The sequence below is a fragment of the Bradyrhizobium sp. S3.2.6 genome, assembly GCF_040546885.1.
GTDB lineage: Bacteria > Pseudomonadota > Alphaproteobacteria > Rhizobiales > Xanthobacteraceae > Bradyrhizobium > Bradyrhizobium cytisi.
The window spans coordinates 348,818-366,297 of sequence record NZ_JBEPOS010000001.1; the positions used below are offsets into that span (position 1 = coordinate 348,818).

Annotated in this window: 12 protein-coding genes; 4 read left to right on the forward strand and 8 right to left on the reverse strand. The window is 66.3% G+C overall.

Annotated elements, in window-relative coordinates; all coding sequences use genetic code 11:
- The first annotated feature begins 46 nt into the window (after window positions 1-46).
- From accD to ABID58_RS01735, 3 genes are all read left to right on the forward strand, one after another.
- Window positions 47-988: an acetyl-CoA carboxylase, carboxyltransferase subunit beta gene (gene accD, locus ABID58_RS01725; RefSeq protein WP_354031295.1), complete on the forward strand. Its 942-nt coding sequence runs from the start codon at window positions 47-49 to the stop codon at window positions 986-988.
- Complete coding sequence (locus ABID58_RS01730; RefSeq protein WP_354031296.1) at window positions 985-2,328, forward strand: bifunctional folylpolyglutamate synthase/dihydrofolate synthase; 1,344 nt, start codon at window positions 985-987, stop codon at window positions 2,326-2,328. Before accD ends, ABID58_RS01730 begins: the two co-directional genes overlap by 4 nt.
- A 134-nt stretch (window positions 2,329-2,462) precedes the next feature.
- Window positions 2,463-3,203, forward strand: a complete 741-nt coding sequence (locus ABID58_RS01735; RefSeq protein ID WP_354031297.1) for a metallophosphoesterase family protein — start codon at window positions 2,463-2,465, stop codon at window positions 3,201-3,203.
- 23 nt (window positions 3,204-3,226) lie between these two features.
- Here ABID58_RS01735 and ABID58_RS01740 read toward each other — a convergent pair whose 3' ends face one another.
- Window positions 3,227-4,240, reverse strand: coding sequence for an ATP-dependent DNA ligase (locus ABID58_RS01740; protein WP_354031663.1), 1,014 nt, complete (start codon window positions 4,238-4,240; stop codon window positions 3,227-3,229).
- A 177-nt stretch (window positions 4,241-4,417) separates the two neighbouring features.
- On the opposite strand from ABID58_RS01740, the gene ABID58_RS01745 reads away from it, so the two are divergent.
- Window positions 4,418-4,846 (forward strand): SRPBCC family protein, encoded by a 429-nt coding sequence (locus tag ABID58_RS01745; RefSeq protein WP_354031298.1) that lies wholly within the window; start codon window positions 4,418-4,420, stop codon window positions 4,844-4,846.
- 69 nt (window positions 4,847-4,915) lie between these two features.
- Here the strand turns inward: ABID58_RS01745 and trxA are convergent, their stop codons facing one another.
- The 7 genes from trxA to ABID58_RS01780 all read right to left on the reverse strand — a co-directional run bounded on the left by trxA (window position 4,916) and on the right by ABID58_RS01780 (window position 17,453).
- Window positions 4,916-5,236: a thioredoxin gene (gene trxA / locus ABID58_RS01750; protein ID WP_148749083.1), complete on the reverse strand. Its 321-nt coding sequence runs from the start codon at window positions 5,234-5,236 to the stop codon at window positions 4,916-4,918.
- A gap of 69 nt (window positions 5,237-5,305) precedes the next feature.
- Window positions 5,306-8,815 carry a double-strand break repair helicase AddA gene (addA, locus tag ABID58_RS01755; protein WP_354031299.1) on the reverse strand — a complete coding sequence of 1,170 codons (3,510 nt, stop codon included), beginning with the start codon at window positions 8,813-8,815 and terminating at the stop codon, window positions 5,306-5,308.
- A complete protein-coding gene (gene addB, locus ABID58_RS01760; protein WP_354031300.1) occupies window positions 8,809-11,955 on the reverse strand; it encodes a double-strand break repair protein AddB in 3,147 nt (1,048 codons plus the stop codon). The genes addA and addB overlap by 7 nt, the downstream gene beginning before the upstream one ends.
- 224 nt (window positions 11,956-12,179) lie before the next feature.
- Complete coding sequence (locus ABID58_RS01765) at window positions 12,180-12,902, reverse strand: nucleotidyltransferase family protein (protein ID WP_148750957.1); 723 nt, start codon at window positions 12,900-12,902, stop codon at window positions 12,180-12,182.
- Between the two features lie 124 nt (window positions 12,903-13,026).
- Window positions 13,027-13,344, reverse strand: coding sequence for a PilZ domain-containing protein (locus tag ABID58_RS01770; RefSeq protein WP_148750956.1), 318 nt, complete (start codon window positions 13,342-13,344; stop codon window positions 13,027-13,029).
- A gap of 87 nt (window positions 13,345-13,431) precedes the next feature.
- Window positions 13,432-14,952, reverse strand: coding sequence for a tRNA (adenosine(37)-N6)-threonylcarbamoyltransferase complex ATPase subunit type 1 TsaE (gene tsaE, locus ABID58_RS01775; RefSeq protein WP_354031301.1), 1,521 nt, complete (start codon window positions 14,950-14,952; stop codon window positions 13,432-13,434).
- Complete coding sequence (locus tag ABID58_RS01780; RefSeq protein WP_354031302.1) at window positions 14,949-17,453, reverse strand: sensor histidine kinase; 2,505 nt, start codon at window positions 17,451-17,453, stop codon at window positions 14,949-14,951. The genes tsaE and ABID58_RS01780 overlap by 4 nt, the downstream gene beginning before the upstream one ends.
- Window positions 17,454-17,480 lie beyond the last annotated feature (27 nt).

Genomic DNA, 17,480 nt, shown 5'->3' on the forward strand with positions numbered 1-17,480 from the left:
TAGTCCTTCAGGCGATCCCCTGCGGGTTCGCACATCGGAGCAAACCATGAACTGGCTTACCAATGTGGTCCGGCCGAAGATTCGCAACATGCTGCGGCGGGAGACGCCGGAGAATCTGTGGATCAAGTGCCCGGATTCCGGACAGCTCGTGTTCTACAAGGACGTCGAGGCCAACCAGTTCGTCATTCCCGGCTCGAACTACCACATGCGCATGGGCGCGGTGGCGCGTCTGAAATCGATCTTCGACAACGAGACCTGGTTCGACGTGGCTCTGCCCGATGTCACGCCCGATCCGCTTAGGTTTCGCGACGAGAAGAAGTACGTCGATCGCATCAAGGACGCGCGCGCGCGCACCAATCTGAACGACGCGGTCAAGGTCGGCTACGGCAAGCTCGAAGGCGCCGGTGTCGTCATCGCCGTGCAGGATTTCGATTTCATGGGCGGCTCGCTCGGCATGGCCGCGGGTGAAGCCCTCGTGCGCGGACTCGAGCTCGCGGTCGAGAAGAAGGCGCCCTTCATCGTGTTCGCAGCAAGTGGCGGCGCGCGTATGCAGGAAGGCATCTTGTCGCTGATGCAGATGCCCCGCACCACGGTCGGCGTGCAAATGCTGCGCGAGGCAAAGCAGCCCTATATCGTCGTGCTGACCAACCCGACCACCGGCGGCGTCACTGCGTCCTATGCGATGCTCGGCGACGTGCAGATCGCCGAACCCGGCGCGCTGATCGGCTTCGCCGGTGCGCGCGTGATCGAGCAGACCATCCGCGAGAAGCTGCCGGAAGGCTTCCAGCGCGCCGAATATCTGAAAGAGCACGGCATGGTCGACATGGTCGTGCATCGCCACGAGCTGCGTCCAACTTTGGCGCGGCTCTGCCGCCTGTTGACCAGGGCGCCGGCGCAGGAGAGCGCGTCGAAATCGGTGCAGCCTGTCGTCAGCCCGGCACAGATCGTCATGTCCCCGGAAGTGGCGCCGGCTGCGCCCCACGCGTGAACGCGTCCTCCGACAGCGCAAAGCCGTCGCTCGATGCATTGATCGGGCGGCTGTCGGCCCTGCATCAGAAGCGCATCGATCTCGGGCTCGAGCGGATGCACCGTCTGCTCGAGGGGCTCGGCCATCCCGAACGCAAGCTGCCGCCGGTGATCCACGTTGCCGGCACCAACGGCAAGGGCTCGACGGTGGCCTATCTGCGCGCGACGCTGGAGGCGGCCGGCCTGCGGGTCCACGCCTACACCTCGCCCTATCTGGTCCGCATCAACGAATGTTTCCGCCTCGGCCGCGGCGGTGGTGGCGTGCTGGTCTCTGACGACGAGTTGCGCGCCGCGCTGGAAGAGGTTGAGCGCGTCAATGCCGGTGAGCCCGCGACTGTGTTCGAGCTCAAGACCGCGGCCGCCTTCCTTTTGTTTGCACAGAATCCCGCCGACGCAGTCCTCCTCGAGGTCGGCCTCGGCGGCCGGCTCGATTCGACCAATGTCGTCGATGCGCCAGCGGCCTGCGTAATCACGCCCGTTAGCATGGATCACATGGAATTTCTCGGGGACACCCTGGCGTCGATCGCCGGCGAGAAGGCGGCGATCATCAAGCGTGGCGTGCCCGTGATTTGCGCCGAGCAGCCGCCCGAGGCGATGGCGGTGATCGAGGCGCAGGCCAAGCGCATGCGCGCGCCGCTGTTTGCTGCGAACGAAACCTGGCACGTCAATGTCGAGCATGGGCGTCTGGTTTATTCCGACGATCGCGGCTTGATGGATCTGACGGCGCCGCGGCTGTTCGGCCGTCACCAGTTTGACAATGCGGGGCTCGCGATCGCGGCGCTACGCGCCATCAACGCCTTCAAGGTCAATCAGGCGGCGTACGAGGCCGGCATCGTCGGTGCCGAATGGCCGGCGCGGATGCAGCGTCTCAGCTCGGGCGAACTGCTCTCCTCGGGTCCGCAGGGCTGTGAGATCTGGCTCGACGGCGGGCACAATGCCGAGGGTGGCCGCGTCGCAGCCGCCGCGCTCGGCGACCTCGAGGAGCGGGTGTCGCGGCCGCTAGTTGTGATTGCGGGCATGATGGCCAACAAGGACGCGAAGGCGTTTCTCGCCAATTTCGCCGGCCTCACCCGTCACATCATCGCGGTGCCGATTCCGGACACCGAGAACGCGATGCCGGTCGACCGCCTCGCGGATGCCGTGCGCAGCCTCAGCATGCGCGTCGAGATCGCGCCCAGCATCGAGGCCGCGTTGCGCGCTTTGTCGCGGCTCGCCTACGAAGTGCCGCCGCGAATCCTGATCACGGGCTCGCTCTATCTCGCCGGCCACGTGCTGGGGCTCAACGGCACGCCTCCTGCATAAGCGCTCGTGTCCCGGACAAGCGCAGCGAAGCGGAGCGCCGATCCGGGACCCAGAATGCCGCAACATGGGCCCCGGCCCTGCAGCGCACCGCTGAAGAAGCGCTGCGCTGCGTCCGGGGCAAGAGAGAGAAGCCAATGCGTTTTGCCGCCATTGCCGACGTCCACGGAAACTATCTCGCGCTGGAGGCGGTGCTTGCCGACATCCGCGCGCAAGGTGTCACTGACATCGTCAATCTCGGCGACATGCTGAGCGGCCCGCTCGATGCGCGTCGTACCATCGAGATCCTGATGAAGCTCGATGCCGTGCACGTGCTCGGCAACCACGACCGCTATCTGCTCGATCGGCTCCCGGAGAAGATGGGCTCGTGGGACCGTCCCGCCCACGCAGCGCTCAACGCCGCCCAACTCGACTGGCTGCGCGCGCAACCGATGACGCGGGTGTTCCGCGACCAGGTTTTTCTCTGCCACGCGACGCCCGAGGATGACGAAATCTACTGGCTCGACACTGTGCATCCCGACGGCACAGTGGCGCTATCGCCGCTCGATCGGATCGAGCAATTCGCGCAAGGCATCACGCAGTCGCTGATCCTCTGCGCTCACACCCATCTTGCCCGTGCCGTGCGGCTTCGCGACGGCCGGCTGATCGTCAATCCCGGCAGCGTCGGAAGCCCCGGCTACCGCGACGTGCATCCGTTCCCGCATCTCGTCGAAGCCGGCACGCCGCACGCGCGCTATGCGATCCTCGAATGCGTTGACGCTGCCTGGCAGGTCACGTTCCGCAATGTCGGTTACGACCATGAAGCGATGGCCGCGCTCGCCCGCCGCAACAATCAGCCGGAGCTCGCGAACGCGCTGGCGACGGGGTGGATCAAGTAGCTATTGCTCTGTCCGGGCCACAGCTACTTCTGTTTCAGCAGCTTCATCGGATCGGCTACCTTCTGCTTCAATTGCTCGAAGCTGCATTGCCGCGGCGCCTTGTCGGGCCGCCAGCGCAGGATCGAGGTGCCGTGGCGAAAGCGCTCACCGCTGGAATGGTCGTAGCAGACCTCGATCACGAGCGCAGGCTTGAGCGGACACCACTTCGCCGAGCGATCGGTGGACCAGCGGCTGGGTCCGCCCGGCGCGCTGCCGCTGAAGCCGGGCTCGCCGATCAATGCCTCCAGCCTGTCTGTCAGAGCCGGCTTCTCCTCTGCCTTGATCGCTGAGGTGAAGCCGACATGGTGCAGCAGCCCCGCGTCATCGTAGAGCCCGAGCAGCAGCGAGCCGACGACTTTCCGCCCCGAGAGCTTGTTGGTCGCGTAGCGGAAGCCGCCGACCACACAATCGGCGCTGCGAAACTTCTTGATCTTCTGCATGCCGTCGCGGTTTCCCGCCTGATAGGACAGGTCGACGCGCTTGGCGATGACGCCGTCCGAGCCGCCGCCCGCCTGCGCCAACCACTTCTTCGCGGTGGCGTAGCTCATCGTCGCCGGTGAGAGACGGAACGTGCTCCCTCTCAGATTGGCCTTTGCAAAGGCCTCCAGCGCCAGCCGTCTCTTGCCAAGCGGCTCGTTGGCGAGATGGTTCTCCCTGGCTGTTGCGAGCAGATCGAAGACAAGATAGAGCGCCGGCGTCGCCTCCGAGAGCTTCTTGACGCGGCTTGCGGCGGGATGGATCCGTTGCAGCAATGCGTCGAAGGAAAAAGCTTTGCCCAGCGGTACGACGATCTCGCCGTCGAGCGTGAATCCATCCGCCCTCAGCTTCTGCGCGGCGGCGACGATTTCAGGGAAGTACCGGGCGAGGCCCTCGCCCGATTTCGAGCGCAGATCAATGCTGCTGCCGGCGCGCGACAGCAGGCAGCGAAAACCATCCCATTTCGGCTCGTACTGCCACTCCTTGCCGCGCGGTATGGCATCGACCGACCGCGCCTCCATGGCCATCAGCATGGCAGGCTTCCGACGGGTTTGTCGGCGGGAAGAGGGCACTGCGAACGCTCTTTGACTCAGAACATCCCCTTCCAACGCGAAGCGCGAGAGTTCGCTCCTCCCGGAAGCCGTGACAATTTACTGTGCGCACGTATTATAAGTCACATAGCAAAGGTTAGGCACGTCATGAGCGACGAAAACACCTGGCAGTGCGAATACGCCATCGAGACGTCTGCACCCGCAGAGACGATCTGGAGCATCTTTCGCGATGTTCGCAGCTGGAAAGCCTGGAATGCAGGCATCGAGCGGATCGACATCGACGGGCCCTTTGTGGCCGGCACCTGGTTCACGATGACGCCACCCGGCGAGGATGCGCTACGCTCGCAACTGATCGAGGTCCGCGAGAACGCATGCTTCATCGACGAAACGCGAGTCGGCGATCTCGTGATCAAGGTAGCCCATCGCATCGAACCTCTTGGATCGGCGCGCACGCGCGTCGTCTATGCCGTCGACGCAAGAGGGCCGCAGGCGTCCGAGATCGGTCCGGCTGTCGCGTCGGATTTTCCCGATGTTCTCGCCAGCCTCGCCAAGCTCGCTGAAACGAGATCGGCATGATTGCGGCCAGCAAAAAATAACGGCCGGCGAAGCGCCGGCCGTTCTCGAAATCATCGTGTCGCGAGTGGATCAGACCGCGGAGGTGATCCACTGCTGGAGCTTCGCCTTCGGCGCCGCGCCGACCTGACGGGAGGCCATCTCGCCGCCCTTGAAGATCATCAGGGTCGGGATCGACATCACGCCGTACTTCGACGCGGTCTTCGGGCTCTCGTCGACGTTGAGCTTCACGATCTTGACCTTGTCGCCCATCGTGCCGGCGATCTCGTCAAGCGCGGGGGCGATCATGCGGCAGGGGCCGCACCATTCGGCCCAGAAATCGACGACCACAGGACCGTTCGCCTTGAGCACTTCGGCTTCGAAATCGGTATCGGAAACCTTGCCAACGGCCATGGGAGTACCTCACTCGGTTGAAAGAGAATCGGCGCGACGTAGAATCGCGCCCGGGATCATGGCCTCAACCTATGAACGGCCCCTTGCCGGGTCAAGGACGCTCACGCCGACATGAAGGGATGCCAGCGCCGCGTCCAGCGCGGGGGCTGAAATCTCCATATATTCAAGGGCCTCGGTCCAGAGCAGGACGGCGCGGATCGGCTTTTGGGGATAAAGCCGGGACAGCACCGCCCGGTACAGCGCAAGCTGCCGGACATAGGCGGCGGGGGTTTCCGCGGCGCTTTTGGGGGCGGTCTGGTTGGTCTTGAAATCGACGATCAGGACCTCGTTCGGGCGAACGACCAGCCGGTCGATTTGCCCCGACACCAGCGCCGGCGGGCGGCCCGGCCGGTCGAGTTTCCCGACGATGGCGACCTCCGCCCGGCTGCCCTCGGCAAATACCGGTGCAAAGCGCGGTTCGGCGATCAAGCCGAGCACCTTGTCGGCCAGCGTGACGCGATCGGCATCGAGCCAGTCGCCGACATTGCGGGCCATGAAGCCAAGCGCGGCTTCGCGCCGGCGCTCGGCGGCAATATCGGGCAGAGACTGCAGCAGCCGGTGCACCAGCGTGCCGCGCTGGAGCGCCAGTGCGCGCGACTGGACTGATTCGCCCGATCGCACGCTGCGGCCTTCCTCGGCCGACTGGCCGGAGGGACGCACCGGATCGTCTTCGATGCTCTCACGCGGCGCCGGCGTCCGCAGCCAGTCCGGCAGGATGATCGTCTGATCCACACTTGTCGCCGGCGTGCCTAGCGCCGCGACGTCCTCGGGACGGGCGAATCGGGTCACCTTGCCGAGCGGCGTCTCGATCGTCTGCTTGTCCAGGCCGGAGCCGGTGAGCCCGGTGTCGACGAGGTCGTACCAGCTCAGCCTGCGGACACTTCTCATGTTGCCGGGCAGGCAGCCGCCGACGACCAGCCGATCGGCCGCGCGCGTCATCGCTACATAGAGCAGGCGGCGATATTCGTCCTCGGTCCCCTCCAGCATCGCCTTGCGCGCCTCGGCGACCGGCTTGGGATCGTCCGCCTTGCGCCCGGCCCAGACCACGACCTCGCCGCCATTGCCGCGCGGCACATGGATCAGCCGCACCCGCTGCGAGTCCGCGGGCGACGAGGTGGTGTCGACCATGAACACGACCGAAGCCTCTAAACCCTTGGCGCCATGCACTGTCATCACCCGCACCTCGTCGCGAGTGATTTCCATGTCGCGCTTCACCTCGGTGTCAGCCGAGCGCAGCCAGGCCATGAAGCCTTGCAGCGAGGCCGGTGCCTTGCGCTCGCAGTTCAGCGCCAGCTCCAGAAATTCGTCGAGCGCGTCATTGGCCTCATGGCCGAGCCGGCGCAGGATGCGCGCACGGCCGCCGTCACCGCCGAGCAGCCAGGCATAGAAGGCGAACGGCGTCTCCTCGCGCGCACGGATCTCGCAGGCCTCGAGGCGACGCAGGACAGTGGCGAACTTCTCGCTTCCAGCGGCATGCTCGCCGAGCGCGCGGCGCAGCGATCCCTTGCGGCCATGGGCGAGCTCGAACAAATCGTCGTCGCCGAGACCGAACAGGGGGCTCTTCAGCGCCACCGCCAGCGCGAGATCGTCCTGCGGCAGCAGCAGCGCGTCCGCAAGGTTCATCAGGTCGATGATCGCGATGTGCTCGGTCAGCTTCAGCCGGTCGGCACCGGCGACGGGAACGTTGGCGTGCTTCAGCGCCTGGATCACCGCGTCGAACGCGTTGCCGCGCCGACGCACCAGGATCAGCATGTCGCCATAGCGTAGCGGCCGCCGCTCGCCCTCATGTCCCGTCAGCGTGCCGCTCTCGACCAGCCGCTTGATCTCGCTCTGAATGCGGCGGGCGAGCTTGACCTCGGGACTGGTGACGGCAACGCCGTCGAACGGCGCGCGCCAGCCCTCGATGTCCTGCCTGTCATCGGCCTCGGCAAGATCCCACAGCTCGATCACGCTCGGGCCGGCATCGGCGAGCGCATTGTGCAGGGGATGGCCGATCTCGACCGAATGAATGCTCTTGTAGATCTGGGGATCGCGGAAGACGTGGTCGACCGAGTGCAGGATCGCGGCGCCTGAGCGGAATGAATAGGTGAAGGCGACCGGATCGAATTTCAGCCCGGCGGCGGTGAACTTGCGATGCAGCTCGCGCCGGCGCGCGTCGAATTCGTGCGGCGCTGCGCCCTGGAACGAGAAGATCGACTGCTTCTCGTCGCCGACGGCGAAGACCGTGCGGTTCAGCCCCTCGCGCGCGCCTTCGCCGGCGGTGAATTCCGAAATGATGTGCGCGACGATGTCCCATTGCCGCGGGCTGGTGTCCTGGGCCTCGTCGATCAGCACATGATCGACGCCGCGGTCGAGCTTGTAATGCACCCACCCCGACGCGACGCGGTTCAGCATCGCCAGCGTCTTGTCGATGAGGTCGTCATAGTCGAGCAGCCCGCGTTCCTGCTTCTCGCGCCGGTAGTTTGCAGCGGCGGCCGTTGCGATGTGCAGCAGCGCCGCGGTGCGGTCGCGCATGGTCACCGCACGGCGCCTCTCGATCAATCCACCGAGGCGGGACGCTTCGTTCTCGAACAGCCGCGCGACGGACGGATTTTGCTCGCAAAACTTCCTGGTCAGCACGGCCTTGCGCGGCAGCTTCTCATCGGTGAGAAAGACGCCGAGATAGGCGTCGACCTGTGCCGCGCCGGAGAACACTTTTGCCTCGCGAAGACGGCTCGCCTGGTCGTTGTCGGATTTGCTGCCTTCCTCCAGCGCGACCGCGATGTCGTCCCAGCGCGATCGCGGCAGGAACGGGCCATCGAGGATCTCCGTCTCGACGTCCTCGATGCGGTCGGCGGCGCCAACGCCCAGCACCGCCGCCATCTGCGCGGCAGCGGCCTCGGCGCTACCGGCTTCATCGGTCCATGCCATGAAATGATCGCGGCTGAGACAAGCCTCGCGCACGACTTCCTTGAAGGTCACATCGGCGGCACTCGCCATCGCGGTCAGCAGCGCGCGGCCGGTGACAGTCTCCGGATCGCGCGCGGCTTCCAGCAGCACCTTCAGATTGGCGCGCTCCATCATGTCGGTCTGGTCGCGCTCGTCGATCACGGCGAAGCGCGCGGGAACATTCGCCTCGAACGGGAACTGCTGCAGCAGCCGCGTGCACAGCGCGTGGATGGTCTGCACTTTCAGCCCGCCGGGCGTCTCCAGCGCGCAGGCAAACAGTTTTCGCGCCTCGCGGCGCAGCTTTGTGTTGGGATGCGGGATTCCGACGGCGCGGATCGCGGCATCGAGCCCGGTGTCGTCAAGCGTCACCCAATGACCAAGCGTGGTGAACACGCGCTCAGCCATGTTGGCGGCCGCGGCCTTGGTGAAGGTGATGCAGAGGATCTTTTCCGGCGGCACGCCCGACAGCAACAGGCGGATCACGCGCTGCACCAGCACATGCGTCTTGCCCGAGCCGGCATTGGCCGACACGAAGGCGGACGCGGTCGGATCGGAGGCACGCGCCTGCCGCGCGCGCACTTCATCCGGGATGGGGCGGGGAGCCTTCACCATTCCTCGATCCCCAGGCCGCCGGCCGCGGACCATTCCTTGATCCGGGCGAGATCGTCATAGGCGCCGTAGCGGTTGGACCACATCGGCAGGTTCAGCGAGGTGTAGGGCTGGTGCTCGTCGTCGAAGGCGCGGATCAGGACCTCAAGCTTCGCTCGCGCCTCCGCCGCCGCGGTGTCCGGCGGCTGCGGCTCGTCGCCCTGCTTGTACTTGAGCTCGAGGATGCGCTCCTCGCCCGGCGGATTGTTGCCGCTCAGGCGGACATAGACGAGCTGGCTCACGGACGCGCCGGCGTCGATACTGGGAAAACCGCCCTCGCGCAGGATCGCAGCCTCCAATGTGAGCTGCGGCGACAGGCCCATGCGGACCTGCTTGCCGGTCGGCGGCTGGCCGGTCTTGTAGTCGAGAATGGCGTAGCCGCCGCCCTGGCGCCGCTCGATGCGGTCAGCGCGCGCGGAGAGCCGGAAGCTGCGTTCATTGTCGAGCTTGATCGAGATCTCGCCGCGGGTCTCCGCGGTGATGGCTTCGATCAAATCGCGGCGCGCCGTCTCCCATTCGCCAAACCAGCGCGCGATGCGCTGGAAGCGCGGCCACCACAGCGCCCGCGCCTCGGGCCGTTCCATCAGCGGGGCAAAATACTTTTCGCCGATCGCGCGCAGCACACGCGCGGGATCGTCGGGCAGATGCGCGGCAAACGTTTCGGTGAACTCGCCGAGCGCATCGTGGATCGCCGAGCCGCGGTCGGCGGCTGAGAGCGGCATGTCGACGGGATCGAGCGCGTCGAGCCGCAAGATGTGCTTTGCGTAGATCGTGTAGGGATCGCGCAGCCAGTCCTCGATCGCGGTCACCGACATCTTCAGCGGCCGCGTCGCGCGCGGCGGCCGTGGCTCCGGCTGCTTGATCGGCTTGACCTCGGCAGGCTGGTCCAGCGCGCCTGCGAACTGCACGTATTTCTCGCCGGCGCGAACCGCGGCGTTCCAGAGATCGTCGCCCGCGACAGCTTCAAGCCGGTGCAGGAAGCGCGAGGCCACCGCCGGCGCGCCGCCGGCCTTGGCGGAATGGGTGAGGATCACCTCGCCGCCGCCGAGCAGTTGCGCAAAATCATGCGCCGAGAGGCCGATACGTCGCTCCGGCAGATCGAGACCGAGCTCATGTCGCATCGGCCGGCTGAGCCAGGGATCGATCCGCGGTGCCGGCGGCCAAACGCCTTCGATCAGGCCGCCAATGATGATGCGGTCGGCCTGCATCAGGCGCGATTCCAGCGGACCGTAGATCTGCAGGCGCGCGCCCGGCTTGTCCCGCCGCCGCACCGCGCGGTCGCTGAACGCGGTCTGGAAGACGTCGGCATAGTCGGACAGCGGCGCCATCAATCCGCTGGTCGTGCCGCCGCGTAAGAGATCGTCGAAGGCACCGGCGAGCGCGAGGCCTTCACGCTCCTCGAAAGCGAGCGGAATGCCCTGCTCGTCGCGCGACAGCTCGATCATGATCTCGCGATGCCGATGCGCAAGCTCGGCGAAGTCAAACGGCTTCGATGACGCCAGGCTCTCGATCGGCGCCAGGGCTTTTTGCAAGGCATCGATCAGCGCCTGGATGCGGTCGAGGTCATCAGGCTTGAGGCGTGCGCGAGTTTCGGCGTGGTGCAGCGCGGACACCTCGCTGCGCCACAGCTTGGATAGCTCGTCGCGAAAGCGATTGAACTCGCGCAACAGGCCCGCCGTGCCCGCGGGCGGACGCGTGCCGCGCAGCACCGCAAGCTCCAAGCCCTCGATCGCCGTCCTCCATCCGCCAGGCAGCCGGCCGAGCCGGCACAGCGGATGTTTCAGCATCGCGAGCAGCGTCGGCGGCTCCAATCCCTTCGTTGCCGCCTCCGCCGCAAGGCGCGCAAACACGCCGGCGGAGGTCTCCATCAGCACGTCGCCGCCGGAATCGTCGAAAGCGAGATCCCATCGGGTCAGCGCGGCCATCACCCGCCGCGCCAGCGCGCGATCGGGCGTCACCAGCGCCGCCGATTTGTCGAGATGCCGCGCCTCGCGCATCGCGATGGCGATGGCGAGCGCCTCCATCTCCGGATTGGGGGCTGCGACCACCGCGAGATCTTTCATGCCGCCGGCAATCTTCGCGGCCACATCCGGCTGCTTCAGCCGGTCGTGCCATACCTCCGTCTTGGCGGACGGCCGCATCGATTCGGATGCGAGCAGATCGCGGCCGCCTTCGGCTGGCGGTTGAAGGATCTCGACATCGCTGCGCCTGATGCCAAAACGATCCAGCAGCGCGTGCATGGCATATTGCGGATGGTTCGAGGCCGGATGCTCCGCGAATTTGCCGAGCGCATCGCGCACGCCGCCGATGCTGCGCCAGGCGTCGTCGTCGAGATCGGTGTCGAGGCCCGGCAGCACCACGGCGCCATGCGGCAGCGAGGCGACCGCGTGCAGGAATTTTGCGGTGGCCGGCATCGAGCCGGTCGAGCCCGCCGCGATCACGGGCCCATGGGGATGCGCGGTCAGCCGTTTCGCTTCGGCCGCGATCAGGAGATCGCGCCGCGCCGCCGGCTCGATCCGGTTGATCTCGGCGAGATGGCCGGGCCAGGCGATGCGGGCGATGCGCAGGAATTCGAGCGAGTGCTGCCAATAGCGATCGAGGTTATCAGGCACCAGCCCGTCGAGCGCGCTCCAGTCGACGCCACGCGTGACCATGTCGTCGATCAAGCGCGCGAGATCGGAGGCGAGAGCCAGCGTTGAGGCCGGGCCGCCGACCACCAGCGGCGCCAGCACGGGACCCTTGGCCCAGGCGGCAACGAGTTGCGCCAGCGTCAGTCGGCGTTCGAGTTCGCCGAGCCGCGGCGGAATGTCGAGCGGCGTTGCGCCGGAAAAGTGCTCGCCTTCGTCGGCGAAAGCGAGCTCGTCCTCGTCGATATCGCCGAGCGCGACGATGCGCGGCAACACCACGGCGTCCGCCGCCATCTCGTCGAGGAAGATCTCGCGCACGACGCGCATGGCGCGCCGCGTCGGCAGATAGAGCGTGGCGTCCGCCAGCCGCGCCGGTTCCTTGCGCGCCTCGAAGCCGTCGACCAGCCGGCCGTCGACCAGGCTCGATACGATCGTGCGCAGGAACGGAACTGAGACTGGAACGCTGAAAACGCGCATGGGCCGCCTGATTCGGGAATCAAGCGCCAATATAGGGAGGCGGACTCAAATGGATATGGGCAGGGCGAAATCGTCCCCGCTGTTCGCCGTACCAGCACAGGTGTTGTAGGGTGGGCAAAGGCGCACTTGCGCCGTGCCCACCGTATTCGTCATCCGGGGTTAGCTTGATTTGGTGGGCACGCTTCGCTTTGCCCACCCTACGGCACCGTGTGCGAGAGCAGCCCCTACGCCACGCTCTCCAAAAACGCCTCTTCCGCGGCGTGGACCGCATCCGGCGTGCCGACATGCATCCAGACGCCGTCGAGGCGGAGGCCGAACAGGCGCTCCTGCTCATTGGCGCGGTCGAACATCTTTGTCAGCGAGAACTCGCCCCGCGGTGCGTCCGCGAAGATCGTCGGCGACAGAATGGCCGCGCCCGCATAGACGAACGGGACGATCTCCTTTTCCTTGCGCTTGCGCAGCGCCCCGTCGGGCAGCATGCCGTAGTCGCCGCGGCCGCTATAGCCGATGCTGGTCGCCGTCGGCGCCATCAGCAGCAGGATGTCCATGCGCTCGGGGTCGAAGTTTTCCGCAAGCCGCGCCAGATTGGAGCGCACGCCGTCGATCCACAGCGTGTCGGAATTGACGTGGAAGAACGGCGCATCGCCGAGCAGCGGCAGCGCCTTGACCACGCCGCCGCCGGTGCCGAGCACCTCGTCGCGCTCGTCCGAAATGGTCACGTGCGGATGCTGGCGCGTCGCGGTGTGATTGATGATCTGGTCGGGCAGATAGTGCACGTTGACCACCGCCTCGGTCACGCCGGCCAGCGCGAGCTTGTCGAGCACGTGGTCGAGCAGCGGCTGGCCGGCCACCGGCACCATCGGCTTTGGCATCGTATCCGTCAGCGGACGCATGCGCAGGCCGAACCCTGCGGCGAGCACCATGGCTTTGGTCGGCTTGACGGACATGCTTCGCTTTCTCGAACCTCTGAAATTCGCGCTTGCAGCAAACCTAGCACGGACCGGAGTCGGCCGCACCGCATCTCAACGGCCTTAACCACCCGCCGTGACGTTTGTACGACGTGTGTTGCCGTCACGCCCCGACGGCCGTGGAGCGCGCCTTTTTCTTCTTCTCGCCTTGCTTGAGGAAATTGACGCCGATCTGGTCGCCATTGACCCAGGCCAGTTCACAACGCCGGTACGCTAACCCGGTGGACGACAATACGAGAAAAAATTCCTTCAGGTGCAGGCCTTCGACCGAACCGTCGATGGTCAGCTTGGCGCCGCTCTCGGAGACGTCCTCCATGGTGCATTCGCGCCGCCATGTGCCGTCGATCCCCATCATCTGGGCCGGCACCCCACGTTCGAAAACAACCCTGCTGTTCCCGCGCTGGTCCGTCTTGACCGCCATGTGCCCTTGCTCCAGCCCCGATTTGTCCGGCTGCCCGCGGGCGATGATACCGGTGCGATGGCTAACAGCCGGTAAACCGGTTCGGGCTCAGGATTGGGGCGGCGGAACGTTAGCGAGATACCAGTCGCGCAAATGCTCGAGCGCCGGATGCGCCAGCGAGCGCTGCAGATAGGTCCAGATCCGCGGCTGGTGGCGCAGATAATGCGGCTTGCCGTCGCGGCGGTTGAGCCGGGCGAAGGTGCCGAGCAGGCGCGTGTTGCGCTGCGCCGACATGATGGCATAGAGCTCGGCAAAGCCGGCCGGATCGAAGCTTGCATCGTCAGCGCGGCGCGCCTTGATGTAGCGCGACAGCAGCGTCAGCTCGAGGGCTTCGGGCACGTCGACGCGGGCGTCCTGCAGCAGCGACACCACGTCATAGGAATGCGGTCCGAGCACGGTGTCCTGGAAGTCGATCACGCCGACGCGCGCCATGCCGGTTCGTTCCGCGAGCCAGATCAGATTCGGCGAATGGTAGTCGCGGATGATCCAGGTTCTTGGCGCGGCCAGCGGCTTCTTCAGTAGCTCGCGCCACGTCGCGAAGAACTCCGCGCGCTTCGCCTGGCTCAGCGGCGCGTTGCGATCGGGCAGATACCATTCCGGCATCAACCCGATTTCAATCAGCAGCGCGTCGGTGTCCCAAGCGGGAATGGCATGGGTTTGCCCATCCAGCGGCAGCGTCTCCGGCAGCGTCTTGCCGTGCAGCACGGCCAGCACGTCGGTCGCGGCTTCATAGCGCTCGGTGATCGGGCGCGGCGGATCGCCTTCGATCACGCCTTCGCCGCCGAAATCCTCCGAGATCAGGAAACCGTGGTCGAGATCGACATGGTGGATTGCGGGCGCCGAGATGCCTGCCGCGCGCAGGCCTTCGTCGATGGCGACGAACGGCTTGATGTTCTCCGCGAGATGCACCGCGGCGCTGTAGGATTTGCCGTTGTAGATCGCGGCGCCATCGGGGCGCTGCGGCGAGTTCATGAGGATGACGACGCCGTCGTCGCGGATCAGCCGCGCATAGGAGCGCGTCGAGGCATCGCCGGCCATGCGCTTGCGGCCTGCGTCGATATAGCCGGATGCATCGAGGAATTCGCGCAGCGCCTTCAGCCGCGCAACGGTCGTCGCCCCCTTGCCACAGCCGGCGATGTCGGCGGCCCGTGCGTTCGAGCCCAGCGCCGGGCGATGCGTCAGCGCGATGTCGATGCGGTCCGCGGGCATCGCCGACGGCGCGCGCTCCGGCCATTCGATCAGCACCAGCGTGGCCTCCGGCAGCGGCGACAGCCCGATCTCCTCGAGCTCGCTCTCGTCCTCGACGCGATAGAGGTCGGCATGCATCACGGCAAACGCCGGCAGCTCGTAACCCTGTACAAGCGTGAAGGTCGGGCTCGGCACTTCCAGCTCTTCGTCGCCGGCAAGGTAACGGATCATGGCGCGGGCCGCGGCAGTCTTGCCGGCACCGAGATCGCCGGTGAGCGTGATGACATCGCCCGGGCCGACCAGCAGCGCGAGATCGGCCATCAATTGCGCGGTCGCCGTCTCGTTGTGAAGCGCGACGGAGAATGTGGCCGGCGCAATCATTCGGCGGCGTCGCGATGCGCCGCCCGGTCGGTCGGGAAGTCGCAGATCACGACCGTGCCTTTGCCGGCGGCGGAATCCACTTGCACCTTGCCGCCATGCAGCTCGACGAAGGAGCGCACCAGCGACAGCCCGAGCCCGGCGCCGCGATGACGCGAGCCCTGCGAGCGGCTCTCGAACCAGTTGAACACCTTGTCCTTCATGTCGGCGGGTATTCCAGGACCGGAATCTGTCACAATGAAGACCACGCTGCGCTCGGTGCGGCGCGCGCTGATCCCGACCGTGGAATCCTGCGGCGAGAAGCCGACGGCATTGGCGAGCAGATTATAGAGCACCTGCACTACGCGCTTCTCGTCCCCGACGAAGCTGCCGACATCGGGGGCGATCTCGACCTTGAGGCGGATGCGGTCGGTGGCGAGCCGGTCCTGGATGCCCTCGGCGGCGAGCTCGATGGTCTTGCTGACGTCGACCGGGCCGAGCTCCAGCTTCATGGCGCCGGCGTCGATCGTGGCGAGATCGAGAATGTTGTTGGTCAGAGCCAATAGCGCATTGGTCGATTTGGTGACGTAGTCGAGATATTCGGCCTGCTTCGGCGTCAGCGGGCCGGTCGAGGGATCGCTGAGGAAATGCGCGAAGCCGATAATGGTGGTGAGCGGCGAGCGCAGCTCGTAAGAGACGTGGTGGACGAAATCCACCTTCATCTGGTCGGCGGCCTCCAGCGCCTCGTTGCGCTCGCGCAACGCGCGCTCGACATTCTCGGTGTCGGTGATGTCGAGGAAGGTCAGCATGGTCGCGCCGTCCGGCAGCGGCCGGATCATGCCGTCGAGCACGCTGCCGTCCTTGCGCTCCAGCTTGATCGGCACGTCGGCGCGGTTCTCGATCGAGGTGATCGCCTCGCGGATCTGCCGCCAGACGATTGGATCGTCGAACAGCTGGTGGCACCAGCCCTCGACGGTCTGGATATGCGGCTCCTCGCGCATGGCGTCGTTCGACAGCTTCCACATCCGCAGGAACGCCGGATTGAACAGCTGTGCCCTGCCGTTGCTGCCGAACACGGCGACGCCCTCGGCGAGGCTGTCCAGGGTCTCGCGCTGGACCCGGATCATGCCGTCGAAGCGGCGGGCCAGCTCGAGGCTCTCGGTGACGTCGTCGAACAGATAGGTGACGCCGCCTTCGGGATTCGGCGTCGTGACGACCGACAGCGCCCGGCCGTCGGGCAAATACCAGGTATCCTTGGCGGCCTCGACCGCGCGATAGGCCTCGTGCAGCTTGGCCTTCCAGGCGCGGAAGTCGGGCTGCTCCGGCAATTTGCGCGCGGCGCGGAGCTGGTCGAGCACGCTGGAATCGTCGGGATCGGCGTCGAGGAAGCTGCGGTCGAGGTCCCACAGCCGCCGGTAGGAATCGTTGTAGAAGGCGAGCCGGCGCTGGCCGTCGAACACGGCAACGCCGGAGGAGAGCTGGTCGAGCGTGCGGCGATGCGCCTCCGCCATTCGCACCAGGGCTGCGCTCAGCGCATCCGCTTCGCTGGCGTCGATCGCGACGCCGACATTGCCGTTGCCGACGTTGACGGCGCGCACGTCGTACATGCGCCGCTCGCCGCCGGTCACGATCGGCAGCCGCGAGGTGAAGCTTGTGGCGTCCTTCAGGCTGCGCTCCATGGCGGTGCGGTCGGCGCTGTCGAGCAGCTCGAGCTTGCGCTCCTGGGCATCAGTGATGCTGGTGGCTTCCGTGGCACGGACATAGGCCGGATTGGCAAAAGTCAGCGCGCCGTTCTGGCCCTTGGCCCAGATCGGCCATGGCGCGGCAGCGGCGAAGCCGCGCAGCATCTCGGTTTCATCGGAGAGCGCCTTGTAGCGCAGGTGGGTCTCGGCCAGATCGCGGCGCAGGCCTGAGAGCTCGCGAATCCGGATAATGGCCTGGCCGCCGATGGCGCGGCCGATCGCTTCCAGCGTGTGGCCGTTGGCGGTCGTCAGCGTGATCTGGAAGCCGTCACCGTGCTCGCGCAGCGCATCGACGGCGTGATCCATCTGCAGCGCCGGTTCCGGCGGCAGCCAGGTTCCGAAGGCGAGCACGCGTTGCGGCGACGAATCGCGCGGCAGCACCATCGCGATGTCGCCGGAGATCTGCGCGCGATCGTCGCCGGCCGGCCAGGAAATCAGGACCTGCGGTTCGGCGAACAGCAGCGCGCCGAAGCGGTCGGACTGCAGCTGGAGTTCCCTGATCCGCGCGCGCAAGGCTGCCTCAGTCTTGGCCTTGCCGACGCGTGTGCGCATCAACAGGATCGCGGCCACCACCGAGAAGCCAAGCAAAGCCAGCGCGGTGGCCAGCACCGCGAGTTCCTGCCGGTTGAAATCCAGCAATATCGAGAGAGTGTCGACGAGGTCGGCGGCCTCAGCCGGCGCAGCCGGCAGCAGCGCTGCGAGAGCGCCTCCCAATAAGCCGTTGCGCGCCAACGAAGTGCACGACAACAGCGTCCGACGCATCGACACGATCACGCCTGACATAGTTGCCCCAAGACCGCACGAATTTAC

What these genes read in the sequence shown, in the direction of transcription:
- ABID58_RS01770 (WP_148750956.1), bottom strand. Translation starts at nt 13,344, where the DNA reads ATGGCGGTCAAGACGGACCAGCGCGGGAACAGCAGGGTTGTTTTCGAA.
- ABID58_RS01735 (WP_354031297.1), top strand. Translation starts at nt 2,463, where the DNA reads ATGCGTTTTGCCGCCATTGCCGACGTCCACGGAAACTATCTCGCGCTG.
- ABID58_RS01740 (WP_354031663.1), bottom strand. Translation starts at nt 4,240, where the DNA reads ATGGAGGCGCGGTCGGTCGATGCCATACCGCGCGGCAAGGAGTGGCAG.
- addB (WP_354031300.1), bottom strand. Translation starts at nt 11,955, where the DNA reads ATGCGCGTTTTCAGCGTTCCAGTCTCAGTTCCGTTCCTGCGCACGATC.
- ABID58_RS01745 (WP_354031298.1), top strand. Translation starts at nt 4,418, where the DNA reads ATGAGCGACGAAAACACCTGGCAGTGCGAATACGCCATCGAGACGTCT.
- tsaE (WP_354031301.1), bottom strand. Translation starts at nt 14,952, where the DNA reads ATGATTGCGCCGGCCACATTCTCCGTCGCGCTTCACAACGAGACGGCG.
- ABID58_RS01780 (WP_354031302.1), bottom strand. Translation starts at nt 17,453, where the DNA reads ATGTCAGGCGTGATCGTGTCGATGCGTCGGACGCTGTTGTCGTGCACT.
- ABID58_RS01765 (WP_148750957.1), bottom strand. Translation starts at nt 12,902, where the DNA reads ATGTCCGTCAAGCCGACCAAAGCCATGGTGCTCGCCGCAGGGTTCGGC.
- trxA (WP_148749083.1), bottom strand. Translation starts at nt 5,236, where the DNA reads ATGGCCGTTGGCAAGGTTTCCGATACCGATTTCGAAGCCGAAGTGCTC.
- addA (WP_354031299.1), bottom strand. Translation starts at nt 8,815, where the DNA reads ATGGTGAAGGCTCCCCGCCCCATCCCGGATGAAGTGCGCGCGCGGCAG.
- accD (WP_354031295.1), top strand. Translation starts at nt 47, where the DNA reads ATGAACTGGCTTACCAATGTGGTCCGGCCGAAGATTCGCAACATGCTG.